The sequence below is a fragment of the Paenibacillus sp. JCM 9796 genome (genome assembly GCF_055379675.1).
In genome coordinates this window covers 475,432-502,192 of record NZ_AP043723.1, presented here as the reverse complement: position 1 = coordinate 502,192, position 26,761 = coordinate 475,432, and the positions used below count along the sequence as shown (strand labels likewise).

General features: G+C 53.6%; 29 protein-coding genes. 21 read left to right on the top strand and 8 right to left on the bottom strand.

Translation table 11 applies throughout. The features are described 5' to 3' along the window. Nucleotides 1-292: 292 nt before the first annotated feature. The 3 genes from ACZ439_RS02570 to chrA are packed head-to-tail and all read left to right on the top strand — an operon-like array spanning nt 293 to nt 2,809. On the top strand, nt 293-847 hold the full coding sequence (locus ACZ439_RS02570; RefSeq protein WP_054795230.1) for a helix-turn-helix domain-containing protein: 555 nt from the start codon (nt 293-295) through the stop codon (nt 845-847). Next, nucleotides 844-1,533 (top strand): hypothetical protein, encoded by a 690-nt coding sequence (locus ACZ439_RS02565; protein ID WP_054795229.1) that lies wholly within the window; start codon nt 844-846, stop codon nt 1,531-1,533. Before ACZ439_RS02570 ends, ACZ439_RS02565 begins: the two co-directional genes overlap by 4 nt. A 34-nt stretch (nt 1,534-1,567) precedes the next feature. After that, nucleotides 1,568-2,809, top strand: a complete 1,242-nt coding sequence (gene chrA, locus ACZ439_RS02560; RefSeq protein WP_464620584.1) for a chromate efflux transporter — start codon at nt 1,568-1,570, stop codon at nt 2,807-2,809. Between the two features lie 265 nt (nt 2,810-3,074). On the opposite strand, the gene ACZ439_RS02555 is transcribed toward chrA, so the two are convergent. Continuing rightward, complete coding sequence (locus ACZ439_RS02555) at nt 3,075-3,248, bottom strand: hypothetical protein (protein ID WP_464620583.1); 174 nt, start codon at nt 3,246-3,248, stop codon at nt 3,075-3,077. 179 nt (nt 3,249-3,427) lie between these two features. Between ACZ439_RS02555 and ACZ439_RS02550 the strand changes: the two genes are divergently transcribed. The 3 genes from ACZ439_RS02550 to ACZ439_RS02540 all read left to right on the top strand — a co-directional run bounded on the left by ACZ439_RS02550 (nt 3,428) and on the right by ACZ439_RS02540 (nt 6,335). Next, nucleotides 3,428-4,507 carry an ABC transporter substrate-binding protein gene (locus ACZ439_RS02550; RefSeq protein WP_464620582.1) on the top strand — a complete coding sequence of 360 codons (1,080 nt, stop codon included), beginning with the start codon at nt 3,428-3,430 and terminating at the stop codon, nt 4,505-4,507. Nucleotides 4,508-4,602: 95 nt separating this feature from the next. After that, nucleotides 4,603-5,541, top strand: coding sequence for an ABC transporter permease (locus ACZ439_RS02545; protein WP_236595935.1), 939 nt, complete (start codon nt 4,603-4,605; stop codon nt 5,539-5,541). Beyond that, on the top strand, nt 5,541-6,335 hold the full coding sequence (locus ACZ439_RS02540; RefSeq protein ID WP_054795228.1) for an ABC transporter ATP-binding protein: 795 nt from the start codon (nt 5,541-5,543) through the stop codon (nt 6,333-6,335). Before ACZ439_RS02545 ends, ACZ439_RS02540 begins: the two co-directional genes overlap by 1 nt. Before the next feature lie 70 nt (nt 6,336-6,405). Here the strand turns inward: ACZ439_RS02540 and ACZ439_RS02535 are convergent, their stop codons facing one another. Then, a complete protein-coding gene (locus ACZ439_RS02535; RefSeq protein ID WP_127605558.1) occupies nt 6,406-6,873 on the bottom strand; it encodes a type II toxin-antitoxin system VapC family toxin in 468 nt (155 codons plus the stop codon). After that, nucleotides 6,860-7,207, bottom strand: a complete 348-nt coding sequence (locus ACZ439_RS02530) for a hypothetical protein (protein ID WP_127605556.1) — start codon at nt 7,205-7,207, stop codon at nt 6,860-6,862. The genes ACZ439_RS02535 and ACZ439_RS02530 overlap by 14 nt, the downstream gene beginning before the upstream one ends. Nucleotides 7,208-7,441: 234 nt before the next feature. On the opposite strand from ACZ439_RS02530, the gene yidD reads away from it, so the two are divergent. The 6 genes from yidD (at nt 7,442) to ACZ439_RS02500 (ending at nt 13,718) form a co-directional block, all read left to right on the top strand. After that, complete coding sequence (gene yidD / locus ACZ439_RS02525) at nt 7,442-7,651, top strand: membrane protein insertion efficiency factor YidD (RefSeq protein WP_464620581.1); 210 nt, start codon at nt 7,442-7,444, stop codon at nt 7,649-7,651. 516 nt (nt 7,652-8,167) lie between these two features. Then, the gene (gene metG / locus ACZ439_RS02520) at nt 8,168-10,159 is read left to right on the top strand and encodes a methionine--tRNA ligase (RefSeq protein ID WP_464620580.1); all 1,992 of its coding nucleotides are present in this window, start codon (nt 8,168-8,170) and stop codon (nt 10,157-10,159) included. A gap of 162 nt (nt 10,160-10,321) precedes the next feature. Then, entirely contained in the window at nt 10,322-11,320 is a 999-nt protein-coding gene (locus tag ACZ439_RS02515) for a metal ABC transporter substrate-binding protein (RefSeq protein WP_054795224.1), read from the top strand. A gap of 32 nt (nt 11,321-11,352) precedes the next feature. Beyond that, nucleotides 11,353-12,135, top strand: coding sequence for a metal ABC transporter ATP-binding protein (locus ACZ439_RS02510; RefSeq protein WP_127605548.1), 783 nt, complete (start codon nt 11,353-11,355; stop codon nt 12,133-12,135). 55 nt (nt 12,136-12,190) lie between these two features. Next, complete coding sequence (locus ACZ439_RS02505) at nt 12,191-12,994, top strand: metal ABC transporter permease (RefSeq protein ID WP_127605546.1); 804 nt, start codon at nt 12,191-12,193, stop codon at nt 12,992-12,994. 13 nt (nt 12,995-13,007) lie between these two features. Beyond that, a complete protein-coding gene (locus tag ACZ439_RS02500) occupies nt 13,008-13,718 on the top strand; it encodes a cytochrome c biogenesis CcdA family protein (protein WP_164751736.1) in 711 nt (236 codons plus the stop codon). A 15-nt stretch (nt 13,719-13,733) separates the two neighbouring features. Here the strand turns inward: ACZ439_RS02500 and splB are convergent, their stop codons facing one another. Next, nucleotides 13,734-14,795, bottom strand: coding sequence for a spore photoproduct lyase (splB, locus tag ACZ439_RS02495; protein ID WP_054795223.1), 1,062 nt, complete (start codon nt 14,793-14,795; stop codon nt 13,734-13,736). A gap of 160 nt (nt 14,796-14,955) precedes the next feature. On the opposite strand from splB, the gene mntR reads away from it, so the two are divergent. After that, the gene (gene mntR, locus ACZ439_RS02490; RefSeq protein WP_054795222.1) at nt 14,956-15,378 is read left to right on the top strand and encodes a transcriptional regulator MntR; all 423 of its coding nucleotides are present in this window, start codon (nt 14,956-14,958) and stop codon (nt 15,376-15,378) included. A gap of 159 nt (nt 15,379-15,537) precedes the next feature. After that, nucleotides 15,538-16,548, top strand: coding sequence for a patatin-like phospholipase family protein (locus tag ACZ439_RS02485; protein ID WP_141334002.1), 1,011 nt, complete (start codon nt 15,538-15,540; stop codon nt 16,546-16,548). A gap of 37 nt (nt 16,549-16,585) precedes the next feature. Here ACZ439_RS02485 and ACZ439_RS02480 read toward each other — a convergent pair whose 3' ends face one another. After that, the gene (locus tag ACZ439_RS02480; RefSeq protein ID WP_054795221.1) at nt 16,586-16,864 is read right to left on the bottom strand and encodes a hypothetical protein; all 279 of its coding nucleotides are present in this window, start codon (nt 16,862-16,864) and stop codon (nt 16,586-16,588) included. 28 nt (nt 16,865-16,892) lie between these two features. Next, a complete protein-coding gene (locus tag ACZ439_RS02475) occupies nt 16,893-17,768 on the bottom strand; it encodes a DUF1385 domain-containing protein (protein WP_155614860.1) in 876 nt (291 codons plus the stop codon). Between the two features lie 206 nt (nt 17,769-17,974). Between ACZ439_RS02475 and ACZ439_RS02470 the strand changes: the two genes are divergently transcribed. From ACZ439_RS02470 to efp, 4 genes are all read left to right on the top strand, one after another. After that, nucleotides 17,975-18,487 carry a YqhR family membrane protein gene (locus tag ACZ439_RS02470; protein ID WP_054795220.1) on the top strand — a complete coding sequence of 171 codons (513 nt, stop codon included), beginning with the start codon at nt 17,975-17,977 and terminating at the stop codon, nt 18,485-18,487. 78 nt (nt 18,488-18,565) lie between these two features. Continuing rightward, nucleotides 18,566-19,012 (top strand): type II 3-dehydroquinate dehydratase, encoded by a 447-nt coding sequence (gene aroQ, locus ACZ439_RS02465; RefSeq protein WP_054795219.1) that lies wholly within the window; start codon nt 18,566-18,568, stop codon nt 19,010-19,012. A 2-nt stretch (nt 19,013-19,014) separates the two neighbouring features. Then, entirely contained in the window at nt 19,015-20,088 is a 1,074-nt protein-coding gene (locus tag ACZ439_RS02460; RefSeq protein WP_054795218.1) for a M24 family metallopeptidase, read from the top strand. A 60-nt stretch (nt 20,089-20,148) separates the two neighbouring features. Continuing rightward, a complete protein-coding gene (efp, locus tag ACZ439_RS02455; RefSeq protein ID WP_054795217.1) occupies nt 20,149-20,706 on the top strand; it encodes an elongation factor P in 558 nt (185 codons plus the stop codon). A gap of 59 nt (nt 20,707-20,765) precedes the next feature. On the opposite strand, the gene ACZ439_RS02450 is transcribed toward efp, so the two are convergent. After that, complete coding sequence (locus tag ACZ439_RS02450; RefSeq protein WP_464620579.1) at nt 20,766-21,950, bottom strand: oxalate decarboxylase family bicupin; 1,185 nt, start codon at nt 21,948-21,950, stop codon at nt 20,766-20,768. Nucleotides 21,951-22,077: 127 nt separating this feature from the next. Beyond that, nucleotides 22,078-23,565 (bottom strand): phospholipase D-like domain-containing protein, encoded by a 1,488-nt coding sequence (locus ACZ439_RS02445; RefSeq protein WP_464621102.1) that lies wholly within the window; start codon nt 23,563-23,565, stop codon nt 22,078-22,080. Nucleotides 23,566-23,801: 236 nt separating this feature from the next. Between ACZ439_RS02445 and ACZ439_RS02440 the strand changes: the two genes are divergently transcribed. The 3 genes from ACZ439_RS02440 (at nt 23,802) to ACZ439_RS02430 (ending at nt 26,595) form a co-directional block, all read left to right on the top strand. After that, on the top strand, nt 23,802-24,038 hold the full coding sequence (locus tag ACZ439_RS02440; RefSeq protein ID WP_141333997.1) for a hypothetical protein: 237 nt from the start codon (nt 23,802-23,804) through the stop codon (nt 24,036-24,038). 245 nt (nt 24,039-24,283) lie between these two features. After that, nucleotides 24,284-25,486 carry an acyl-CoA dehydrogenase family protein gene (locus tag ACZ439_RS02435; RefSeq protein ID WP_464620578.1) on the top strand — a complete coding sequence of 401 codons (1,203 nt, stop codon included), beginning with the start codon at nt 24,284-24,286 and terminating at the stop codon, nt 25,484-25,486. 128 nt (nt 25,487-25,614) lie between these two features. Further along, entirely contained in the window at nt 25,615-26,595 is a 981-nt protein-coding gene (locus ACZ439_RS02430; RefSeq protein WP_054799086.1) for a catechol 2,3-dioxygenase, read from the top strand. Nucleotides 26,596-26,761: the final 166 nt, after the last annotated feature.

Genomic DNA, 26,761 nt, shown 5'->3' with positions numbered 1-26,761 from the left:
ACTGCTTGCTGCCTTTACCGAACGATTTCAACCATTTGTTCAGGATTTGGTTTGGCCCCCGCTGGGGGACGCTATATTTTCAGTACTTCTTATTCAACTCCGTATCGTTATTGTTGATGTGGGTTTATTATTGGAGAAAAGTACTCGCCGCGCGCCATATGTACATCAAAGTAGGAGGAATCGCAGCCATCATAGGCTTAACGTGCTATTTCCTGCATCAATTAAGATGGGGCTGGGGTCTTGACATTATTATCATTATCGATAATAATAACGTTATAGGAGGTGTACGGTTATGACGGAATCTAAAGCGGATCTTATTTTGCATCCCGTTCGTTTGAAAATCATTCAAGCGCTTATACAAGGACGCAAGCTCACCAGGCAGCAGCTAAGCGCCTTATTCCCGGACATTCCCCAAGCGACGATGTATCGCCATCTGAACAAACTGGAACAAGCCGGATTGATCGTCGTCGTCGAGCAGCGTAAGCAGCGGGGCGCGATGGAGAAATGGTATGCGATCGGGGAGCATGCTGAAAGCGTGCCGAACGAAGAACTGACGGCGATGAGCGCGGAGGAACACATGGAGCTATTCATGAAGTTTGTTTCGGGTCTGATCGGCGATTTCGGACGGTATGTGGCTCAGGACGAATATGATATGCGGCGGGACGGCATTTCAATGAGGCAAACGACGCTTTATTTAAGCGATGACGAATATCGCGAGTTGTTTGAAGAAATCAAGGCGTCGCTTATGCGCCGGATGGATAACGGGCCTGCGCCTGATCGACGGAGAAGGGCATTTACGAACATCGTTATTCCCGAGCCAAAGAGGAAACAGGAGGAGTCGCCATGAGTACAGATCCGTTCTTGAATAATGCCCGTATCGCCAAGCGGTTGGTTCCGCTATACTTGCTCGTTCCGGTTCTGTTTGCCGGAGCTTTCGCCTATAGCGGGTTCCCGCTCATATGGACGGCGTTCGGCTTGGGAGCGGCCGGCTGGGTCGTCGCTTTCATGCTGCGAGGTCCATTATCCGTGCTGGCGATGAAGAAGCCTGGTTTCGGCAAGACCATCCTATACGCATCCTCCGGTCCGCTGGAGGAAGGCGTTCGCTATGGCTTGCTGGCGCTTACGTCGGTTCAGGTGAGCTGGGCGGCTTCGCTCGGGCAAGGCTGGGCGGCGGTCGAGGTCGTTTATGTGATGATCCAGGTCGTCGCGATTTCAGCGCTTGCTCACCGACAGGATGAGCAAGCGCTTCAGGCGAAAGCTATACTGGAGTCGCAGGGCTTAACCCAATCACATCCGTTATGGGGGATCGTCGAGCGCCTGTCCGCTAGCGCGTTTCATATTGGCGCGACATTGATTGTAGCGTCGATCCCCTGGACGGTGTTTATCCTGATTCCGCTGCACAGCCTGTTTAATTTAGCAATGGTCCAGCTGGTCAAGCGTTCGGTGGCTTGGGGTGAGGCGTTTGCGGCTTTGCTCGGCGGAGCGTTACTTGGGTTAGGGTTGTACGTATCGGGGGCTTGGTCATGGATATAGAGAATCGAAGCGCTGAAGGAGTGCAGGTAAGCTTATGACCATTGTGGGAAAAGGAGGAAGCGCCGCTTCCAAGCCGAATGTCGACGAAGCAAGGAAACGGTCCCGTTTCTCCGTTTTATTTGAAATTTTTATCGTATCCCTGAAGCTGGGATTGACCTCCTTCGGCGGTCCGATCGCACATTTGGGTTATTTTCGCAGTGAATACGTGAATCGCAGACGATGGATGGATGACCGGAGCTACGCCGATTTGGTGGCACTGTGCCAATTTTTGCCCGGACCTGCGAGCAGTCAGGTCGGCATCGGCATCGGAACGCTGCGCGCCGGTTGGCTCGGCGGGGTGGCGGCTTGGCTTGGCTTCACGGGACCGTCGGTGCTGGCGCTCGTATGGTTTGCTGTTCTGCTGCAGGGGACGGATGCGGGACAAAGCGGATGGATTCACGGCCTTAAGCTTGTTGCCGTAGCTATAGTCGCACAAGCGGTTATCGGCATGGGGCAAAAGCTGGCGGCCGGCCGCGTACGGGCTTCGATCGCCTTCGGCGCGTTCGCCGTTGTGCTGCTCGTCGAGAGCGCCTACGCGCAAATCGCGCTGCTGCTGGCTGCCGGGCTGTTCGGGTATTGGCGCCTGCGGCATGAAACGGAGGGCGATCCGGCACAGTTGAAGCTGACGATAAGCAAGCGAACCGGTGTCCTCTTCCTTGTTCTGTTCGCCGCGCTGTTCACGCTGCTGCCGATAGGCCGCCACTTCTTCGCGCATCCGCTGCTGGCGATGTTCGAAGTGTTTTACCGCGCCGGCTCGCTCGTGTTCGGCAGCGGACATGTCGTGCTGCCGCTGCTCGAGCGGGAGGTCGTCCCCGCCGGCTGGGTCGGGGATGCCGACTTTTTGGCCGGTTACGGCGCCGTTCAAGCGGTTCCGGGTCCGATGTTCACGTTTGCCTCTTACCTGGGCATGACGGCATACGGCGTCGTCGGTGCCGTCGTTGCGACGGCCGCAATTTTTTTGCCGGCGTTTCTGCTCGTATGGGGGGCGCTGCCATTCTGGAACGAACTGCGCGGGAAGCCCCGCTTACAAGGCGTTATAGCGGGCGTAAATGCGGCGGTTGTCGGAATTCTGGGCGCCGCGCTGTATGATCCGATTTGGACGTCGGCGGTGACGCACAGGACCGACGCGGCCTTCGCCGTCGTCATGTTCGGATTGCTGCAATTTTGGAGAATGCCGCCGTGGGCTGTAGTTGTCCTTGGCATAGGCTGCGGCGCGCTCGGTATTATTGGATCGTAACGATTTATGGAGGAATTCCCCCGAAGGCGGAAATTGGCCTGTGGCTGGTTACGGCTCCCGTTAGCACTGATCCTTCGGCGGGTACGGGATGGGGAAGCGACGCAGCGTGAGAATGTGTAAACCGACCGAACACAAAGCGGCCGAGAACGCCTCGACGGCTTTGTTCAGGCTGCGGACGAGCATCTTCACCTTCCCGCAAGAACGGCTTGCTTGCCGATCAGCAGAGCAGACCTTGTCCTACCTTCGGCGGACGAAGGGCGGCGCCTTATTTTTTCGTTTTGAACAACCAGGACAAAAGCTCGGAGCCGATAATAAGAAATGACAGCGAGGCGAGCGCGTATGGAACGACCAGCGGGATCGCCCGCAGATCGGAGATATGAATCAAGCGCAGAAATAGCGGGTAAAGCATGAGCAGCAGGACGAAAACGGCGATTTTCATGAAGGGCCTCCGGCAATTCGGGTGAGCTGTTCCGAAAATAATGACCAATTTATGGATAGTATTCATGACTGATCAGGCAAAAATATTGATAATGACGCCGAAAGCCAACTGAACAACAGTCTATTCTATATTGACGGAATCAATACGTCCATACTATTATAACATTATTACTTTAAAGCATGTTCACGTTACACCAAACGGGGGGTCATCGTAAATTGAAAACTTCATTAAAAATTGTTTCGTTGCTGATTGCAGTACCGCTGGTTCTGGCAGGCTGTGGAACGAAACCATCTACTGAAGGCCAAAGTGCAGGAAGCGCTTCCAATGCTCCGGAAGCGAAAAAGACGGTTAAAGTCGGAATTTCGCAGATCGTCGAGCATCCTTCCTTGAATGCGACAAGAGAAGGGTTTCTGGCGGCATTGAAGGACGGCGGATTCGTCGACAAAGAAAACCTGCAGGTCGACTATCAGAATGCGCAGGGCGATTCCACGAACAACTTGACGATCGGGCAAAAATTCGCCGCCGACAAGAAGGATCTTGTCTTCGCGATCGCTACGCCTTCGGCTCAAGCGGTTGTGCAGAACGTCAAAGATACGCCGGTCCTGTTCGGCGCCGTTACCGATCCGCTTAGCGCGAAGCTCGTCACGAGCCTGGACAAGCCGGGCGGCAACGTAACCGGCGCAGCCGATACGCATCCCGATGCCGTACCGAAGCTGATGGACTTCATTGCGTCCGAGTTTCCGAAGGTGAAAACCGTCGGTGTCGTCGTCAACGAAGGCGAGCCGAACGCCGCATTCATGGTGAAAACGGCGGAAGCCGCTTTAGCCAAGCACAATATTAAAGTTGTGAAAGCGTCGGTGGCGAATCCGTCCGATGTGAAGCAAGCGGCCGAATCGCTCGTCGGGCGCGCCGATGCGATCTACATCACGCTCGATAATACGGTCGTGAGCGGGGTTGAATCGATCATCAAAGTAGCAACCGACAAGAAAATTCCGTTCTTCTCCAGCGACCGTGATACGGTGGAAAAGGGCGCGATCGCGACCTACGGCTTTAAATATTACGATCACGGATACCAAGCAGGCAAAATGGCGGTCGAAATTTTGAAAGGCGCCAAACCGGGCGATATGAAAGTCAGCTATCCGGACAAGCTCGACCTGATCATCAATGCCGCTGCGGCTAAGGCGCAGGGTGTGGAAATCACCGATTCCATGAAAGCCAAAATGCAGGATAAAAACAATCTGTTGAACGCAGCGAAATAAGATTCAGGAACGAAGGATTCGAATTTGTGCTGGGGGGTGACCTCTCTCTTGGTTAGAGAAGGTCACTCTTCCTGCTTTACTGGAGGGAATTAGCAATGCTCGCAAGTACAATGTTTGCGTTAAAAGGTTCGCTGGAGCTCGGGTTGTTTTATGCAATTATGGCGCTGGGCGTTTATTTGACGTTCCGGATTTTGGACTTTCCCGACTTGACGGTGGACGGCAGCTTCACGACCGGCGCCGCCATAGCGGCCGTTATGATTGCGGGCGGCTCTTCGCCGCTCGTCTCGACGTTCGTCGCATTCGTCGGCGGATTGGCGGCGGGCGCGCTCACCGGCCTGCTGCACACGAAGGGAAAGGTCAACGCGCTCCTTTCCGGTATCTTGATGATGATCGCTTTATATTCGATCAACTTGCGGATCATGGGCAAGGCGAATATTCCGCTGCTCGGTGTGGATACGCTGATCACCAACCTGTCGGTGCTGTGGGTGATGCCGTTTGCGATTCTGATTGTCAAGCTGGCGCTTGACTGGTTTTTGCATACGGATTTGGGGCTCGCTTTACGGGCGACCGGAGACAATCCGCGGATGATCCGCAGCTTCGGGGTGAACACGGACAACACGATCATTGTCGGCCTCAGTTTATCGAACGGACTTGTCGCCTTGTCCGGAGCGCTGATTGCGCAGTATTCGGCGTTCGCCGAAATTACAATGGGTGTCGGGATGATCGTGATCGGGCTTGCCTCCGTCATTATCGGCGAGGCGTTGTTTGGCGCCCGAACCGTCTTTCGCGCTACGCTCGCGGTCGTTCTAGGCTCGATCGTGTACCGGTTGATCGTGGCGCTGGCGCTGCGTGTCGGCTTGGAGCCGACCGATATGAAGCTGATGACCGCGCTGATCGTCATCGGCGCCTTGACCCTGCCGATGGTGCGCAAGTCACTTCGCCAGAAAGCCGTTATGCGCCGCCGGGCGCTTGAACTGGAAGCGGAGAACGTTGTGGGCGTTGGCAGAAAGGGCAGACAGGAGGGGAAACGCTGATGTTACGGATCGAACAAGTATCCAAGTTGTTCAACCCGGGCACACCGGATGAGAAGGTGGCGCTCGCGCGGATCAATCTGCATCTGGCCGAAGGGGATTTCGTTACGGTTATCGGCAGTAACGGCGCCGGCAAATCGACGCTGATGAACATTATCTCCGGCGTGATGGCGCCGGATGCGGGTAAAGTTCAAATCGACGGCAAACAGGTCGACACGCTGCCGGAATTTCGCCGCAGCGCTTGGATCGGCCGCGTCTTTCAGGACCCGATGGCGGGGACTGCCCCAACGATGACGATTCAGGAAAATTTGGCCATGGCGGCCATGCGGAGCAAGCGGAGGGGCCTCTCGATCGGCGTCACGTCGCGTAAACGCCAGTGGTACCGCGAACAGCTCAGCCGTCTCGGCATCGGGCTGGAGGATCGGCTGAACGCCAAGGTCGGGCTGTTGTCGGGCGGGGAGCGCCAGGCGCTCAGCCTTCTGATGGCAACGTTCACGGAGCCGCGCATTCTGCTGCTGGACGAGCATACGGCCGCGCTCGACCCGTCGCGCGCGGAATTGATCACATCGCTGACCGAGCAGATCGTGGCGGAGTTGAAGCTGACGACGCTGATGGTCACGCACAACATGGAGCAGGCGATCCGGCTCGGCAACCGTCTCATTATGATGGACAAGGGCGGCATCATTCTCGATGTGCCTGCACATGAGAAACAGGGCTTGACCGTTGAAGGGCTGCTTCAGCAGTTTGAAAACATCCGCGGGGCGAAGTTCGCCGACGATCGCGTCGTCCTGGGATAATCTTTACGCATACAAACAACCCGACCATTCCAGTAGGAAGGTCGGGTTGTTTGCGTTGGAAGCGGAGGCGCTACCAAACGCTCGGAATCACTTTAATTTCGCGATCGAGCCTGGAGAGGAACGCGTAGTTCGGATTAAACGTGAAGATCCGTTTCATGCGGTAATGCAGCAGTACGACGGCGGTTAGCGCTTCATTCAGGGAAAACCGGTAATCCGGGTATTCCATCAGCAGTCGTCTGGACTCGTGTTCGAGCTCCGAACCGCCGGGAATGATGGTCAGCACGCCCTGCTGGACGGCTTTGTCCACCGTATTGAGGAACACCTGCGCGTCGGTGTAATCAAAATGATTGCGCAGCCACTGGTGGGTTTCGAACACGACGTAATTCGTCGTTGCCAGAGGGCGGTCCAAATCGCTGAGGTCGTAAAAAAGCGAGCGCGCTTTTAAGTAATACGGGTCCTCGGGGTTCATAAACGCCATCCAGGCGGACTGCTCCAGGAAAACCGCTTGCGACAAATTCGTCTGCTCATAAGAAGTCATCGGCCGCTACCTCCCTCGAAGCGCTTGTTTGTCTGCTGACGGTCAATCCGTCGAGGGCCAGCAGCGGGTTTTTCTCGAGCTGCAGGGGGCTCGCCTGGAACACCCGCTCATGGCTTCTCAGCGCAAAGTGCTGTTCCAAAATATAATGTACAACGGACGCAACGGTCGTATGCTGAATTTCGGCCAGCTGACGGCATTTCTCTGCGTACTCGGGCTCAAGCTCGATGAGAGTCGCTTCTTCGTGCGTTTGATTTTCCTCGGCCGAGATGAACTGGGTGGCGGCACTTTTCCATTTTTTCAATTGACTTTGCATGAAATCTTTCGAACTGCTCATGTCCTTCACCTTCCAAAGCTTTAGTAAATGGCGGATCGCTAGGTGTACGTTCATACGTTTCGAATCGGATTATCGTTTTCTGGGCGAATTTGGCGATTTTTGCGGTTTTGTCTGGATTCAACTTATTAAACGTGCCGGTGCCGAATTAAACAGGGGGCGTTTGACACAGATCGGCAAATCCGGCAAGATGAGGGGAGGAGAGTCGTTAGTGCAATCGATGGGGGCGAACGAACGATGAAGCAAGTGTTAAGGGGCGGCGTTCTGTTCTACCGCAAGTTTATTTCGCCGTTAAAGCCGCCGACCTGCCGCTTTTATCCAACCTGCTCCGACTATGCGCTGCAAGCGCTCGAGAAATACGGCGCGGCCCGGGGAAGCTGGCTCGCCGTCAAGCGCATCTGCAAATGCCACCCGTTCCACCCGGGAGGAATCGACCATGTGCCTTGACATAACCCCCTGGTTTTCGATATATTTGGCTTAATATCCCGTGAACGGATAAGTACTTCGAACGTTTCGCCACACAGAGAGCCGGAGGAGCTGCGAACCGGTTGGCGCATGCGAAGGAAGATGGTCCCGGAGGATTATGAAGGTGAGCTGCAGGAAGAGCGCGAATCGGGTCGCAGGGTGAGCCGGTCGTCAGCGCTTCAGACAGTAAGCTTTCATCGCGGTTCCGGCGTTATCGGAAGGTCGAATGAGACCGCTGAGCCTTGCAAAGCTCCTGCTTTCGTAGTTTACGAGGGCATGGATGCCCGGACGCAGGGGAAGTTGGGTGGTACCACGTGAGCGCGAGCTCTCGTCCCAAAGGGATGAGGGCTCTTTTTGTTGCACGGTCGGCCGCTTCGCCTGCAGCGCCGCCGCTTGAGAGCCTCTTGCCTGACGCCAATAGCGCAAGCAAGATGCGCGTTCTGCGGTAAAACCAAGTTTCCATCCGCATTCCCATCACCAGAAGGAGGACGATTATTCATGACCGACAATACGAAGCCGAAAAGCTTCTACCTCACCACGCCGATCTATTACCCGAGCGACAAGCTCCACATCGGACACGCCTACTCGACCGTCGCAGGCGACGTAACGGCCCGTTACAAGCGTCTGCGCGGGTACAACGTCATGTACTTGACCGGCACCGACGAGCACGGTCAAAAAATCGAACGCAAAGCCCAGGAAGTGGGCAAAACGCCCCAGCAGTTCGTCGACGATATCGTCGCGGGCATTAAGGATCTATGGAAGAAGCTCGACATTTCGTACGACGATTTCATCCGCACGACCGAACCGCGCCATAAGCAGGCGGTCGAAAAAATTTTCACCCGGCTGATGGAGCAGGACGACATCTACCTCGGCCATTACGAAGGCTGGTACTGCACGCCGTGTGAATCGTTTTTCCTGGAGAACAAGCTTGTAGACGGCAATTGTCCGGACTGTGGGCGCCCGGTGGAATGGGTGAAGGAAGAAAGTTACTTTTTCCGCTTGAGCAAATATGCGGACCGCTTAATCGAGTTCTACGACGCGAACCCCGATTTCATTCAACCCGAGTCGCGCCGCAACGAGATGATCAACAACTTCATCAAGCCCGGTCTCGAAGACCTGGCCGTCTCCCGTACGACGTTCGACTGGGGAATCCGCGTGCCGGGCAACCCGAAGCACGTCATCTATGTGTGGATCGATGCGCTCTCGAACTACATCACGGCGCTCGGCTACGGCAGCGATGACGATAGCCGATACCAAACCTACTGGCCGGCGGATGTGCACCTGATGAGCAAGGAGATCGTCCGCTTCCATACGATCATTTGGCCGATCATGCTGATGGCGCTGGACCAGCCGCTCCCGAAAAAAGTATTCAGCCACGGCTGGCTGCTGATGAAGGACGGCAAAATGTCCAAATCCAAAGGCAACGTGGTCGACCCGGTGACCCTGATCGACCGTTACGGTCTCGATGCGCTGCGTTATTACTTGATGCGCGAAGTGCCCTTCGGCTCCGACGGCACATTCACGCCGGAAAGCTTCGTGGAGCGCATTAACTTCGACCTCGCGAACGATCTGGGCAACCTGCTCAGCCGTACAGTCGTCATGATCGACAAGTATTTTAACGGCGTTGTGCAGCCTTACCTTCCGAATGCGACGGAGTTTGACGCCAGCCTGCTCGATACGCTTGAAACAACGGTGCATAAGGTGGAGGAGGCGATGGAGAAGCTCGAGTTCTCGTTAGCGCTCACCGCCATCTGGCAGCTGATCAGCCGAACGAATAAATATATCGACGAGACGCAGCCCTGGAACCTTGTCAAAGACGAGGAGAAGCGCCCGACGCTGGGCTCCGTGCTGTACGTGCTGGCGGAGAGCTTGCGCATTTCCTCCGTGCTGCTGCAGCCGTTCCTGACCCAGACGCCTCGTAAAATGTGGCAGCAGCTCGGTATCGAGGAAGGGGCGCTCACGGCCTGGGATACCGTCCACGCCTTCGGCACGCTGCCGTCCGGCACGCGCGTCCACAAAGGCGAAGTGATGTTCCCGCGTCTGGAGGCGGACAAGGAAATCGCCTTCATCGCCGAGTCGATGGGCGGGGGCAAAGCTGCAGCACCGGCCGAAACGGCGGCGCAGCCTGAACCCGCCGCGCCCGGACCGGACGATGCGGAGAAGACTCCCGAAATCGAGATCGACGATTTCTTCAAGGTCGAGCTCCGCGTCGCTCAAGTCATCGCCGCCGAGCCGGTGAAGAAAGCCGACAAGCTGCTGAAGCTGCAGCTCGACCTTGGCTATGAGCAGCGTCAGGTCGTCTCCGGCATCGCCAAATTTTACACGCCCGAACAAATGGTTGGCCGCAAAGTCATCTGCGTTGTCAACCTGAAGCCGGTTAAGCTGCGCGGCGAACTATCGCAAGGCATGATTTTGGCTGCCTCTCATGGCGACCAGCTTACCCTGGCGACCGTTGCGGAGGATCTGCCGAACGGTGCCATCGTCAAATAAGTATGAACCCTCTGCCAAACGCATGAATAATTGCGCAGGTAGAGGGTCTTTTTTTCTTGTTCGTAAAATCTACATTTAGCGTTGACATCCGGGGAAGCGGGTCGTATAATCACCATAGTTAATAAAAAATATTACGATTTACATGGCGGAGGTATATTATTCATGTTCCAGTACGTACGGACCCGGTCATTCCTTATTCCCCTGACATTGATTCTGCTCTTTTCCATGCTGACGGCCGCATGCGGTTCACCGCAGCCCAAGCTTGTTGACGGCAAAATGAACATCGTCACGAGCTTTTATCCGCTCTATGATTTCGCAAGCAAAATAGGCGGCGAGCATGTCAACGTCATCAATCTGGTGCCTGCGGGCGTCGAGCCGCACGATTGGTCGCCGAAGAGCCGCGATATGCAAAATTTGTCCAGCTCCGACCTGTTCTTATATTTAGGCGCAGGCTTCGAAGGCTGGGTCCACGATACGCTTGACAGTATGAAGAAGGACTCCAGGGTAACAGTCGTCGAGACGAGCCAGGGCATCCAGCTGCTGCCCGGTACCGAGGAAGAGGAGCACGGCCACGAAGACGAGCATGCGAAAGACGAGCAGGCGAAAGACGAGCAGGCGAAAGACGAACACGCTCACGGCTCGACCGATCCTCACGTCTGGCTGTCGCCGGTCAACGCCAAACAGATCGCGCTGAACATCAAGGAGGCGCTGGTGAAGGTCGATAGCGCGCATCAAGCCGACTACGAAGCTAATTTCAAGCGATTCGCGGACCAGCTTGACGAGCTTCACAATAAATACAAAACCCAGCTCGCCCAGCTGCCCAAGAAGGAAATCGTCGTTACGCACCATTCCTTCGGCTATTTGGCCAAAGAGTACGGACTTACGCAGAAGGCGCTTATGGGGCTGTCGCCGGACGCCGAACCGACGTCCAAGGACATCCAGCAAATGATGCAGTTCGTGAAAGACAATCAAGTGAAATACATTTTCTTCGAGGAGCTTGTGTCCGATAAACTGGCCAAGACGCTTGCCAAAGACGCCGGGGTTGAAACGCTGGTGCTCAATCCCCTCGAGGGGCTGACCGAAGAACAGGCGAAGCAGGGAGCCGATTATTTGTCCATTATGGAAAACAATTTGAATAATTTAATAAAAGCATTACAATAGAGGGGAGACCTTCCGCTTAAGGAGCTTTGCTTATGGATACGAATGCTCGTTCCGGATGTCATCAACAGATCGTCACGATCGATGACATCTTTTTTTCTTATGAGAACAAAACCGTCATCGACGGGCTCAGCTTTTCCGTGCTTGAACGCGATTTCGTCGGGCTGGTCGGCTCGAACGGCGCAGGCAAGACGACGCTGCTGAAAATGATCGTCGGCTTGCTGAAGCCGACCCGCGGCGAAATCAGGCTATTCGGCGAACCGGTCGGTTCGTTTCGCGATTGGGAGCGAATCGGTTACGTGCCGCAGAAGAATGCGCTTAACCCGCTGTTCCCGGCAACCGTGAGGGAAGTGGTCACATCCGGCTTGTTTAACAAGAAAAGCATGTTCCGCCGTTTAACCGCAGCCCAGCGCAGCAAATGCGACGATGCGCTGTATGCGATGCGCATTGAGGATTTAGCCGACCGACGCATCGGCCAGTTGTCCGGAGGCCAGCAGCAGCGGGTGTTTCTCGCCAGAGCGCTCGTCAATAACCCGGAGCTGCTCATTCTGGACGAGCCGACGGTCGGCATCGACGCCGAGACGCAGGGGGCCTTCTTCCGTATGATCCGGCATATGCATGAGCATCACCATATTACGTTCATCATGGTGTCCCACGACATGGATATGCTTCAGTCGTATATCGGCTCGGAGCCGAAGCAGCGGCGCGGCGGACTATCCTTTTATGTGAAACATACGCATGCGCCCGAGAACTGCGGGGAGACCGATCTGGTCCATTCCATGCACCAGCTTCGCGAAACGGTGGAAGTATTGACGTAGCTTTGTCCGGAAGGCTATGCCACCGGTTCGAAAGCGGGAAATAGGAGAGAGCAACTTGGACATATTTACCGAATACTTTTTTCAACGTGCCCTGCTGGGCGGCTTGCTGATCGGCTTGGTCGCCCCGTTGATGGGCGTATTTCTAGTGCTGCGCCGTCTCTCGATGATCGGAGATACGCTGGCTCACGTGTCCATTGCGGGCGTGGCGCTCGGTTTTCTGATCAATGTATACCCGATCGGGGTAGGCCTGTTGTTCGCACTAATCGCTTCATTCGCGATCGAACGTCTGCGCAAAGCGTACAAGACCTATGCGGAGCTGTCCATCGCGATTATTATGTCCGGCGGCGTGGCGCTGGCGACGATGCTGTTTACGCTGGGCAAAGGGTTTAATATTAATGTAATGAGTTACTTCTTCGGCAGCATCTATACGCTGGACAACACCGATCTGTGGGTCGTTGGCGGCGTCGCAGTCATCGTGATTGCTTTTGTAGCCATCAATTATAAAGAGATGTTCCTGCTGTTTTTCGACGAGGACGCTGCCGGAGTCAGCGGACTGCCGCTGCGCTTTTATAACATCATGATTACGATGCTTACCGCGCTTGTCATCAGCGTGTCGATCAAAATCGTCGGCGCGCTGCTTGTTTCGTCGCTGCTGACGATTCCGGTCGCTTGCAGCCTGCTTGTGGCCCGCAGCTTTAAGCGTTCGATTTTTTGGTCGATATTGTTCGCGGAAGCGGCGGTATTGATCGGATTGATTAGCGCAGGCTTGTGGGACTTGGCGCCGGGTGCATCGGTCGTGCTCGTATTGATCGCGCTGCTCATCGGCATTTTATTCGTCAAACGGGGATTGCGCTCGTAGAAAGGAGACAAATATCGTGGAACTGAATGTATGGATCGCGCTTTGGGCCGGGCTGATCTCCTTCATCTCTCCCTGTGTGCTGCCGCTGTATCCTTCGTTCTTATCTTACATTACCGGCGTTTCCGTGGGTCAGCTGAAGGACGGTCAAAAGTCCAGCGAGATCCGGTTTAAGCTGGTTACGCATACGCTCAGCTTTGTCGTCGGTTTTTCCGTTATCTTTTACAGCCTGGGGCTTGGAGCGAACGCCGTGGCGACGGCTTTCTTCGATAACCGCGATTTACTCCGGCAGTTGTCGGCCATCTTCATCTTCGTCATGGGACTGTTCTTGCTTGGCATTTTCCGTCCGCAATGGCTGATGAGGGAGCGCAAGCTGCAAATCAAGACGAAACCGGCCGGTTACCTCGGATCGCTATTGATCGGCATAGGCTTCGCAGCCGGATGGTCGCCTTGTATCGGACCGATTTTGTCGGCGATGCTGGTGCTGGCCGCCAGCGAGCCGAATTCGTGGCTGCCGCTCATCACCGCCTATTCGCTTGGCTTTGCCATTCCGTTTATCGTCCTTGCTTTTTTCATCGGCTCGACGAAGTGGATACTCAAATATTCCGCGGTCATGATGAAAGTCGGAGGCAGCGTGATGCTGATCATTTCCGTACTGCTCTATACCGATCAAATGACGCGTATCACGATCTGGCTGCAGCGCATAACGCCCGCTTGGATCGGCTAATTTCCGCTCCCGCATTCAGGTGAAATAATCGATCTTCGACTCGGGAAAATGAGTAAAGATACGTTCCGTAATAAACTCGCGCAGCGCATTAGCCTGTTCGTCCGGATATACGTACTTGCCTTGGCCCCAGCGGCCCCATTTGTATTTACGCTTCGCTTCGTCCATTTCCAGCTTCGTCTTCGGATAGCGACGTTCGATGACCGTTTTGGCGGTTTTCGTGAACCGGTGCTGAATCAGCTCAAAGGTTAAATTCGAGGTCGCTTCCCGGGGGAGCGCCTCTTTTAGTTGGTGCAGCAGCTCGGCGTACCCTTCCTCCCACCCTTCGTGCCAAATGATGGGGGCAATGATGAACCCGAGTGGATAGCCGGCCCTCGCCACTTTGGAGGCCGCGGCAATCCGCTCGTGGAAGCTGGACGTGGCCGGCTCAAAGTTTTTGATCACATAGTCGGCATTCACGCTGAAGCGGAAACGCGTATGGCCGTTGTGCTTGGCATCGAGCAGCGGTTCGACGTGGTGAAACTTCGTCACGAAGCGCAGACGTCCTAGCGGCTGTTTCCCCATAAACTCGATATATTCCTTGAGCGATCCGGAAATATGCTCCAGGCCGACGGGATCGGACGTACAGGCCGCTTCGAAACGGGTGATTTCAGGAGCCCGCTCTTCGATGTATGTTTGGGCTTGCGCCAAAATATCATCAGTATTAACATAGACGCGAATATAAGGCTTCGCTCCGAGCGTCGTTTGCAAATAACAGTAATGGCAATGGGCCATACAGCCGGTAGCCACCGGTATGGCGTACTCGGCGGAAGGCTTGGAAGTGTCAAACTTCAGTGTCTTGCGGATCCCGACCACGAGCGTCCGCTTGGCGATCCGATACTTCTCGAGTTCGCTGTCGCCGGGTAAATTCGTAATCCGGTTGTGCGACGTCGTCATCCGAATCGGCAAGCCTTCGCGCGTTGCCCATTCATGGATACGTTGCCCCTTCGGGTACTCCAACGCATCCGGCTCGAAATAAACGAGTTCCGGCACGAATACTTGCGTTTGCCGGATCGGAGGGGCGAGCAGCTCGGTCGACATACATTTCCTCCTTTGGAGTAGTAGACTTGCCTATGGCATTAAGCTTATGATATAGTTAGTAACGCTAATTCGACCTTGTTAGATTGCATCAGGTTCAGCTTTTCGACTCGTGGTAATTTGATGGGTCACATCTCGTCATGGGAATACAGGAGGAACGCGCATGGCAACGCCGAGTATGGAAGATTATTTGGAGAAAATATACAAATTGATCGATGAGAAAGGCTACGCGCGCGTGTCTGACATTGCCGAAGGTCTCGAAGTTCATCCATCTTCAGTAACAAAGATGATTCAGAAGCTGGATAAAGATAACTACTTGATTTATGAGAAATACCGCGGGTTGGTTCTGACGACCAAGGGACAGAAGGTCGGTAAACGGCTTGTCGACCGCCATCAGCTGCTCGAGCAATTTTTGACGACAATCGGCGTTTCGGAGGATAACATATATAAAGATGTGGAAGGGATCGAGCACCATTTAAGCTGGGATTCGATTACGTGCATCGAGGCGCTCGTGGAATATTTCAGGCGGGACACTTCGCGCGGCGAAGATTTGATCAAGCTGAAGACGGAGTTGGAAGAATCGTAACTCGGGCATCTGCCTGTTCGTCATCATTTTAGAAGCTTAGGCCTTCGGGTTTAAGCTTTTTTGTATTTTCGCAACAAAAAGAGCATATGTACAATCCTTTCCCTCATACATAGACTGTGAGACCCACGGTAGCGCTTAATGGGAAGAGGGGATGCCGGTGTGAACATCAATGCGGTTTTCCAGGGCGGAGGCGTCAAAGGTATTGCGTTGGCCGGTGCCGTATCAGCCATCGAGCGGCTAGGCTACGGCATCCACCAGGTGGCGGGGACTTCCTCGGGAGCCATCGTCGCTTCGCTGGTTGCGGCCGGTTATCGGGCGGATGAAATGAGAACTATTATTGAAGGAACGCCGTTTACGGAGTTTTTGCAGCGCGCACCTATATTCAATACCAAAGTGATCGGGCCTTTATCCAGACTTTTTCTCAAAAAAGGACTGTACTCCGGCGAAGCGCTGGAGCATTGGATTTATCAGCTGCTGCTGGCCAAGGGTATTCGGACGTTCGGCGATCTGAAATCGAATCAATTGCGGATTGTCGCTTCGGATATATCCGGGCGGAAGCTGCTCGTACTGCCGGACGACATTGCGCAGTATGGGGTCGATCCGAAGCGGTTTCTCATCGCGAAAGCGGTGCGGATGAGTACGAGTATCCCTTATTTCTTCGATCCCGTTGTGATCCGCAAGAAAACAAATTTGCCTCGCAAGCGAGGAGAGAAGTTTGCGGATCAATTCGTTTACATCGTCGACGGCGGACTGCTTAGCAACTTTCCGTTATGGTTGTTCGACAACGACGACCCAACGAAGGTGGATAGTCTCACGCCGACGATCGGATTTCAGCTGGTAGGCCGCGGCACGGGAAAGCCCAATACGATTTTCGGTCCCGTCTCGATGCTGCGGGCGTTATTCTCGACGATGCTGGATGCGCATGACGACTATTACATTCAAGAGCATAACCGCTTTCGTTCCGTCAAAATTCCGACGCATGGCATTGGTGTCACCGATTTCGATTTGACGCCTGAGCAAAGCGTGGAGCTGTTCGAATCAGGGATGAAATCGACGATGGCTTTCTTCGGGAAGTGGAAGTTTACCGATTATAAGCATCATTACTTGACGCATGTGTGCCGGGTCACGCCCAAGCCGGAAGAACCTCCTCAGAAGAAAAGTTTAACGTAAAATGAGAACAGCCGGCCCTCAAGGCCGGCTGTTCTTATTAATGATATTTCGGAGGTTCGTCATCGTTGCTGTCCTTACTGCCGGGAATGACGCGGAAGTTGGCTTTCTTTCGTTTGCCCCGCTGGAATCGACCGGTCGGCGCCGAGCGATTCGGCCGTTTCCAGGTATTCGGCGGATATCTATACAGGAAGAAGATAACGCCGAATACGAGTACAGGCAGCAGCACGGCTCCCGGATTAGAAAATACGGTGGCCAAGATGCCGATCGCCAGCAAGCCGAAGAGAATGTAAGCTATCGTGTTATTTCGATTTCTCATGTGAGGAGCCCCCTTTACAGAATCGAAGTTATTGATTTTGCATCTGCCGGTCGATTTCCCGCATGCGGTTGAAGGAAGCGATGGACACTTCCACCTGCGAATCGTCAGGTTCTTTCGTAGTCAGCAGCTGCAGCCATAGCCCCGGATACCCGAGATAGCGAAGCACAGGCACTTCTCTTAAGTTGTTCGTAAACCGCAGCGCTTCATACGAAACGCCGATAACGACCGGCAGCAGCACGATCCGCTGCACGATACGTTCGATGAACGAGTTATATTCGAAGAACGAGTAGATCACAACGCCAATCAGCACCGTGAAGACGATAAAGCTGCTGCCGCAGCGATAATGCAGCGTATTGAACTGCTGCACGTTCTTCACGGTCAGCTCGACGCCGGCTTCATAAGCGCTGATCACCTTATGCTCGGCGCCATGGTATTGGAACAATCGTTTGATCATCGGGGTGAGCGATATGGCGTAAATATAGCCGACGAGCAGAACGATTTTGATTAAGCCTTCAATTAAATTGTGGCCGATTTGATTCTCGAACATGTTTCCGAATACCACTTGCTCGACCGCCGTGGGAACGAGGGTAAAGACGAATTTTCCGAACAAGAACGATAAGATTCCGATGAATGCGACGCCGAGGTACATCGATATTTTGGCCGCGACGGATTCTTTCTTTTCTTGCTTCGCGTCGTTATCCTCTTCCGCAAACACTTCAGCGGCAAAATTCAAATGCTGGGCGCCCTTCGCGCTCGCTTCCACGATCCCGACGATACCGCGGATAAAAGGGATTTTTTTGAGCGTTTGCACCCAGGGTATTTCTTTTTTCGGCACTTCCAAATACTGAATGGTCTGGTCTTTACGTCTAACGGCGGTCACATGGACCTTCTGACCGGCAAACATGACACCTTCAATGACGGCTTGTCCGCCGTATATCGCTTGTTGCTGATTGTTCGACACAACGATGCACCTACTTTTTGGAATGAATGGTTAGCGATGAGGATACCGTGTATTTATTGTAACGAATCGGCGCGCATAATGCTACTTGTTTATCGGCCGCAGTTTTGGTCATACTAGGCATGATCGGAAATGGAGGAGGGACGAAGCTTATGCAGCAGGAACAACGTCATGAACAAGCCAAGACAAATAAATGGACGTTCGCGTTCTATATCGGGTTATTTGCCGGCCTGATCTGGGGCGGATTGAAAATCATTGAACATTATTTTCATTTCACCTCGCTGTCGCCCGGATTTTTATTGGAGCCGTTTTTCTTGCATTCCTTTCTGTCCTCCTGGCCGGGATATTTACTCGGTTGGGGCGCCTTTATTGTGATGTCCGTCGCCGCCGCTTTATTGTATGCCCTCATTCTGGCAAAAGCACGAGGCTCCTGGTTTGGTCTCTTTTACGGCGGCGCATGGTGGGCGGCCATCTTTATGTTCATCGGACCGGTTACGGGAATGATGCCGTGGATGATCCGTATGGATTTGAATACGATCTTGACCGACGCTTGCCTGTTCTTGATTTGGGGATTGTTCATCGGATACTCGATTTCCTTCGAATTTACGGATGAGCGAAGCCGCGAGCCCTACCGTAAAAAGCCGGGAACGCCGGAGGCTGTGTAAAAAAAAGTTCTCAAACCGATGAAACATATGGTAAAATAGCAAAGGTTGTGCTGTTTTTCACGGTAAGGAGGACATTCGGTGAAACAAATCTTGTTGTTGAACGGGCCGAATTTGAACATGCTCGGTGTTCGTGAGCCGGGTGTTTACGGAACGCTAACGCTGCAAACAATCGTAGAGAAGCTGGGCAAAGTGGCCGGTGCTTTAGGTGTCGGACTTGAGAGCTTCCAATCGAACCACGAAGGCGAATTGATCGACCGCATACATAGCGCTTACGGCACGAAGGATGGCATTCTTATTAATCCGGGCGCTTTCACCCATTATAGCTACGCGCTGCGCGATGCGATCAGTACGGTAGCGATTCCGACCGTTGAAGTTCATCTCTCGAATATTCATAAAAGGGAATCGTTTCGACACGTTTCGGTGCTGGCTCCGGTCGCTCTCGGACAGATCGCCGGTTTTGGCGCGGACAGCTACGAGCTCGGCTTGCGAGCGCTCGTTCTACATTTTGAACGTTCGGAGGGATAACGATGCAGCAGCAGCGAATAAACCGGCTTCGGTCGATCATGGAACAGCAAGGGCTGCAAGCTTTGCTGATTACGAACGCCACGAACCGGATGTACATGACCGGGTTTACCGGATCGGCCGGCTATGTGCTGATCACAGGCCAGCGGGCGGTGCTGTTAACGGATTTCCGTTACATGACGCAGGCCCCGCAGCAAGCGATAGGCTACGAAGTGGTGGAGCACGCTCCGAACCCGATGGTAACGATTCTGGACATATTGACGGGCGCAGGGCTCCGCAAGCTCGGGTTCGAGCAGCAGGATCTGACTTACGCCTCCTACGTTTCGTACGGCAAAGCACTGAACGGCATCGACCTGGTTCCTACGGATAAGCTCGTCGAAACGCTGCGCTTGATCAAGGACGACACGGAAATCGCAATTATGCAAGCGGCGGCTGATCTGGCGGATCGCACGTTCTCCCATATCTTAGGCTTATTGAAGCCGGGGTTGAAGGAGAAGGACATCGCGCTCGAGATCGAGATGTTCGTACGCAAGCACGGAGCGGCTTCGACTTCGTTCGAAACGATCGTCGCATCGGGCGAACGTTCCGCACTGCCGCACGGTAAAGCAAGCGACCGGGTCATCGGCACCGACGAATTTGTCAAGCTCGATTTCGGCGCGTACTATCAAGGATATTGCTCCGACATTACGCGTACCGTCGTACTCGGTAAGCCTGCGGACAAGCACCGTGAGATCTACGGTATTGTGCTGGAAGCGCAGCTTGAAGCGTTGAGCCGCATTCGTCCGGGCATGACCGGACGGGAAGCGGATGCCGTCGCCCGCGACGTCATCAAGCGGCACGGCTACGGCGATTTCTTCGGACACGGCACCGGCCACGGGCTCGGGATGGAAATTCACGAAGCGCCGCGGCTCTCCGTACAGGGAGATATCGTGCTGGAGCCGGGGATGGTTGTAACGGTCGAGCCTGGCATTTATTTACCCGGCTTCGGCGGAGTACGCATTGAAGACGACATCGTCATTACAGAGAACGGTAACCGCAGGTTGACGCAATCAAGCAAAGACTTGATTGTGATTCCATAAAGCTTACACCTGGTAGCGGCGGTACGCCGTCTGCTCACATTTTTAGGGAGGTTTTTTAAAGTGATTTCAGTTAACGATTTTAAAACAGGCTTAACCATTGAAGTGGACCACGATTTGTTCACGGTTATCGATTTCCAGCACGTAAAACCGGGTAAAGGCGCGGCCTTCGTCCGTTCCAAGCTGAAAAACCTGCGCAACGGCAACACCGTCGAGCGTACATTCCGCGCCGGCGAGAACGTTAGCCGCGCTCATATTGAGAACCGCCAGATGCAGTACCTGTATGCGAGCGGTAAAGAGCATACGTTCATGGACACGGAAACGTTCGACCAAATCAACCTCGATCAAAAGCAAATCGAATGGGAATTGAATTTCCTTAAAGAAAACATGATGATCAACATCTTGAGCTATCAAGGCGAGATCCTGGGGATCAACCTGCCGAACAGCGTCGAGCTGAAAGTCGTCGAAACCGAGCCGGGCATCAAAGGCAACACTGCGCAAGGCGCGACCAAAAACGCCAAAGTCGAAACCGGCCTCAACGTTCAAGTGCCGCTCTTCATTAATGAAGGCGATGTGCTGCTGATCGATACTCGCGAAGGTCAATACATTTCGCGGGCGTAAAGACGTCCTTCCCACGCCTAAAGAACCGTACCCTCTATATCGGGGTACGGTTCTTGGCGTTATTTGGAGCTGTTCATGTACTTGACAACAGGCCATTTTTCTTTGCGCAGTACCTCCATGAATTCAGGTCCAACATGCAAGGTATCCTGTACAAGCTCGTGCGGGGTTAGCGCCATCCACTGGTTCAAGGAAATATCGGCGAAGCGGTCGCTCTTGAACATCTCTAGAAACCAGAGCGTCCGGTCGCCGGTATTTTGAATGTAATGCCCGCAGGCAAACGGCACGTAGCCGACGTCTCCGGCTCTGTAGTTGAAGGTGCGGGCCGTGCCGTCGGCCGCGAATACCGTCATTCGTCCCTTGCCCGATAGATAATATTGCCATTCGTCGTTGTTCGGGTGCCAGTGCATCTCTCGCATCCCGCCCGGCTCGATTTCCACCAGCGCTCCGGCAATGGTAATCGAGATGGGGAAGTTGGAGGAATCTACGATACGCACCGTACCGCCGGGAGTGCGAATCGGTTCCTGAGCGAGCAGCCGGTGTTTGAAGCTTTTCGGCACAGTGCCGTACGGATCCGCGACCTTTTGGGTTTCAAGCGCACCGGGCACCTTGCTCTGAAACAAATATCGCTGCTTCGACGGGATATGGGAAAAGGCGCTTTCCGGCACGCCGAAGTTCGCAGCCAGTACGTCCTTCGGCGTGTGAGCGAACCAGTCGGAGATGGTGAAGGTATCATTCTCGGAAAAACGGCCGTCGTCGAAGACCAGCAGAAACTCGCAGCCTTCCTCCAAGCCTTGAATCGAATGCGGGATGCCGGGTGGAAAATACCACAGGTCGCCTACGCCCATATCATCGATAAAGTTTCGCCCGTCCTGATCAACTGCAGTAATGCGCGCCCGGCCGCTGATCATGAAAGCCCACTCCGCTTGTTTGTGCCAGTGCAACTCCCGTACGCCGCCCGGCGTCAGCCGCATATTCACACCGGAAAGCGTAGTCGCGACCGGCAGCTCTCTTACCGTCACCTCCCGCGCCCAGCCGCCGTGCTCTAAGCGCATATGGGTGTCGGAGAATGAAAACTTCAGATTGGGGACCGTACCGGAGTCAGTAGCCGGTGGAACCAACATATCGGGATTCTCAAGATCCCGCATGACGTCACGCGGACCGGTATCGGTTGCGCCTGCACCGTCATCCCTTATGGGCTGCGGTATATGCAGCGGCGCTGCATGATCCGGAGGAAGTCTATCCATCAAACATGCTCCTTTGTATTTTAATAAAAAAATGAGGGTCATCATTTATTTTATTAGTTTATGAAGCATATCCGCGTGTATGCCAGTTGACCTTGTGCGGCAAACCAATCCATGTCTGTCCTGCAGGCTACAGCAGCGGAGCAAGCAGGCGCGCCGCTTGCTCCAGCGTTCGGCGCGGAAGGGAACGCTGAACAAAATCTTCGATGCGCAGCTGTACGGAATCAAGGAGATCGCGCTCGAATTGCTCGGTAAGTTCACGCGCCACGCCGACACTGTACAAGATTTCGCATACCTCGTAATCAAGGCGGAAACTTCTCAGATCATAATTGGCGGCGCCGACTTCGGCAATTTCGCCATCGATGATCATCACCTTCGCGTGCAGCATCCCTTTGTCGTATTGGTAAATATGAACCCCGGCTTCCAACAATTCTCCGTAGTAAGTGAGGCTTGCAAGATCAACGATTTTTTGATCCGATTGGCGGGGAACCAGCATTCTTACCCGTACTCCACGCGCCGCGGCTGTCTTGATGGCCATCATAATATCTGCATCGGGCACAAAATAGGGGGTTGTGATATCAAGTGTCCGGTCCGCTTGGGTCAGACAAATGAAGTACGCTTCCCGGATAACTGGAGTAGGAATTCCGGGGTTGCCTTCCAGCGTCTGCACGTAAGCTTCATGCAGCGCTTCTTTCTGCTGACCGGTGTCAGTACCGCTGCCAGCTGTGGTGCCCGGTTCGACGCTCCATTCGGTCAACCAGCCGGAAATTGCGGCCCTGCCGGAAGGGTCGATATTTTTCGAAAATGGACTTGGCTGCTGAATGGGCTTACGTGTAGGCGCAATGTTGGCGTTCGAACGTGTCTTCGTCCGGCTCTGTTCCGGAGAAGCGATCCCCCAGTGGGAATCGAAAACGGCCAGTAAGTCCACGGCAGCCTCACCTGCGATGAACAGATGGGTGTCGCGCCAGAACCCTACGTTTGGCTTCAACCCGGTATACTCATACCCGACATTGATACCGCCTGTAAAGGCTTCCGCTCCGTCAATGACAACGATCTTGCAATGATCCCGGTAATTCCAATTGGACAGTACCCATGGGAAGCGCATCGGAAAAAACGTGCGGCACTCAATCCCCGCATCCATCATTCGAAGGATTTGAGCCCGCGGAAATTTCCGGCTTCCCCAACCGTCTCGAATAAAGCGGACCCGCACGCCGGCTGCGGACCGTTCGATCAGCAGGTCGGTGATGCGCCTGCCTATCTGATCATCGCGGTATATGAAATACTCGATATCAATTGTTCTTTGTACGTTCTGTAAGGATTCGATAAGTTTCTCATAGGTTTCGATGCCGTTAATCAGCACCTGAACACGGCCGGTCCGAAGCCCATGCACGGTCAAATGGCGTAAAGCATGGGCGATAGCCGAGGCTGAGCGGCTAAATGAACCAGGCAGCGTGTCCGTCTCATTATGCGGAGAGGTCAGTCTTTCTCCACGTATACGCACAGGATTGGATGTGCAGAGATACAGTCCAAATCCGATGACAGGTATAATAAGACTGATGGTTAGCCAGAACAAAGCCTTGGCCGGCTTGCGTGCTTCGCGTACCGCAACGATTAACATCAAGAGTGTATTTATGAGATACAGCCCCAAAATAAACACCAAGCGAATCCCTCCTTTATCTATATAAGCTGTGCGAATTGCAATGAGTATATACAAAATTTACTGCGGCAGACCGTCTCTCCAAGGTACTAGAACAATATAGTACTATCCAACAAGGAAAAACGCTTTAAAATAGGGGATAAGCAAATAAGTTGAAGTTCGCATGCTTCAAAAGTAAACGCGAGGGATGAGTTCACTTGGAAACTATGGAACGCTTATCCACTTTAAAAAAGCATGAAACTGACTGTTACAGCATCTGCTATTATCTCTTACAATGTGAACAGACAGCTTTGGAAGCAGCCCAAAAGGCGCTGTGCAACCTGATAAAGTGCGATTTATTTTTTGTTGCCGATGCCCATACGGTACGTGAGCTGCTTCGCAAAGAGTCCATCCAATCCTCCCTTCAAATAAAAAAGAACACTCATCTGACCTAGCCGAAAACAAAAAAGTCCTTGAAGATGAACCCGAGCGATGAATGTCGCTCGGGTTTTTCGTTTCATACGATTCATATGAATACGGCGGAAAATTGACTCTTGAATCCGCATAATTGTCTGCATATTGTAAATCGAAAATTGTTTATGATTAGTTCATAAGAAAAACCAAGGAGTGATGGGGGAAAAGCGGTAGCGGGTTGAATCCCAACAAAATGAAAGCGTTTAACTAAAGGAGGCATGTGAAAATGGCAATTAACAAGCTCAAGCCAGAAGCGCATTCGGAGATTGAAGATCTGCTTGCCAGAGCGGAAGCGATCGGCAAGCTTGCCGAAGCCGAGGCCGTAGAAGCCGACAAGAATGCACGATTCTCCGAACGAGTGGCCCAAGCCATCGAGGAGGCCGGGTTCCACAAGCTGATGCGTCCCAAAAAATACGGCGGACTGCAGGTAGACTTGGGGACGTACGTTGACATCGTCCGCACGGTGGCAAGGCACAGCGTAGCTGCTGGTTGGCTCGTCTATTTCTACTCCATGCACGAATTGTGGGTGGCTTATCTGCCAACGAAGGGCAGCGACGAAATATTCGAGAAGGGCGGACTGCTCGCCGACGTTGTCGCTCCGATCGGCCGTGTGGAGAAGGAGGGGGACGGTTATCGTCTCTACGGGCATTGGAATTTCTGCAGCGGAGTTCTGTGGAGCGATTGGGTCGGGCTTGGCGCTCTCGTGGAGCTGCCGGACGGTCAAGGCCCTGAATATTGCTTGATGGCGGTGCCGAAGTCCGACTTCAAGATCGTGGAAAACTGGGATACGATCGGACTTCGCGCTTCGGGAAGCAACGGAGTAGTCGTAGACGGCGCCTTTGTGCCGCTGCATCGGGTCTTCCCTGCAGGTCGCGCGCTGGCCACGGGGCTGCCTGCGGGAAAAGACTACGACCCGAACGATCCCGTTTACCGCATGCCGTTCATGCCCCTCTTCCTGCTAGGTTTTCTTCCAGTCGTATTGGGTGGCGTCGATAAAATCGTGTCGTTGTTCCAGGAGCGCACGGAGAAACGCGTCCGCGTGTTCAAAATGGGGGCCAAGGAAAAGGAAGCTGCCAGCAGCCAGCGCGTGATGGCCGAGATGAAAATACAGCTTCATGCGTTGGAAGGCGTCGTTAACTGTTATGTCGACCAGCTGAATGAATGGCAGCAGGAAGGTAAAATCGCCGTAAGCGACGAGGAACGTGAGCGGTTGTTCGCCATGCGGGGTTATGTTGCGAGATCTTCGGCCGAACTTGCTTTGAAAGCGCTGTTAACGCTTGGCGGCACTTCCATCTTTAAAGGAGACCCAGTGGAATTGGTTGTGCGGGATCTTATCGCGGCGGCATCTCACCCGAACCAATTGTACGAGGATTCCATGGCCGCTTACGGACGGACGATGTTCGGTATGCCGGGCGACCCGGTATGGTAAGAAGCGGTAATGACCTTCCGCGATAAGGGGGTGGTGTGCCGGACGCATTCCACGTGGTTCAATCCTAATGTTAAGGAAGTTAGCGAAATCCTCAATACGACAAAGAAAAAATCAGGGAGGGTATCAAAATGGAAAAAGAACCGATTTTTGATGTGGCTCAGCTTGCACACGTAGAGATTTATTCCCCGAAACCGGATGAAACGTTGTGGTTTTTTAAAGAGCTGTTAGGCATGGAGGAGACCGGCAGAAGAGGACAGTCCGTATATCTGAGAGGGTATGAAGATTTCTACCACCATACACTGAAGGTGACGGAAGCGAAGGAAGCGGGATTGGGTCACGTCGCTTGGCGTACGTCTTCCAAGCAGGCTCTGGAACGTCGTGTCAACGCCGTGAAGGAGACCGGTCTTGGCAAAGGATGGTTTGACGACGAAGACGGTCACGGGGCTGCGTATCAGTTCACGACCCCGGACGGACATAAGATGGAACTGCTGTGGGAGGTCGAATACTACCAGGCGCCGGAAGAGAAGAAGACCCCCTTGTTGAACCGTCCGCAGAAGCGTCCGACGCGCGGAGTTCCGGTTCGCCGACTGGATCATGTAAACTTGATGGCAAGCGAAATGAAGCCCAATGTCGACTTTATGATGAATCAGCTTGGCTTTAATCTGCGTGAGCACGTTAGATTAAATAATGGAACGGATGCAGCGGCATGGCTTAGCGTAAGTCCGCTCGTTCATGAGATTGCGATGATGGGCGATCCGCTGGGCGGGAAGGCCCGCATGCATCACATTTGCTACTGGTATGGATATCCGCAGCACCTGTCGGACATTTCCGATATTTTCACAGAGAACGGTATTAAATTTGACGCAGGCCCAGGCAAGCATGGGATTAGCCAAGCCAACTTCTTGTACGTATTCGAGCCGGGAGGCAACCGCGTCGAGTTGTTTGGAGATGCAGGGTATTTGATTTTTGATCCGGCCTGGAAGCCGGTTACCTGGAAGGAAGAGGATCTTGAGAAAGGCATCATCTGGTATGGTTCTCCGCTGCCTCAAGAATTCTTTATGTACGGCACCCCGGTTATCGATCATAAAAAGGCTGCCAATATAGGCTAATCGTCCGATTCATGCTAAAGAGCATTACAGATCTCAGCGCTGCCAGGCTGAAATAGGTAATGCTTTTTGGCTTGCCTGCTTTTTTCGTACGATTCGTACGAAAAAAATACGGTTTTTGTTCCTATAACGGTTCAAATATTTGTATTGTTAGTTTCAATAATTAGGT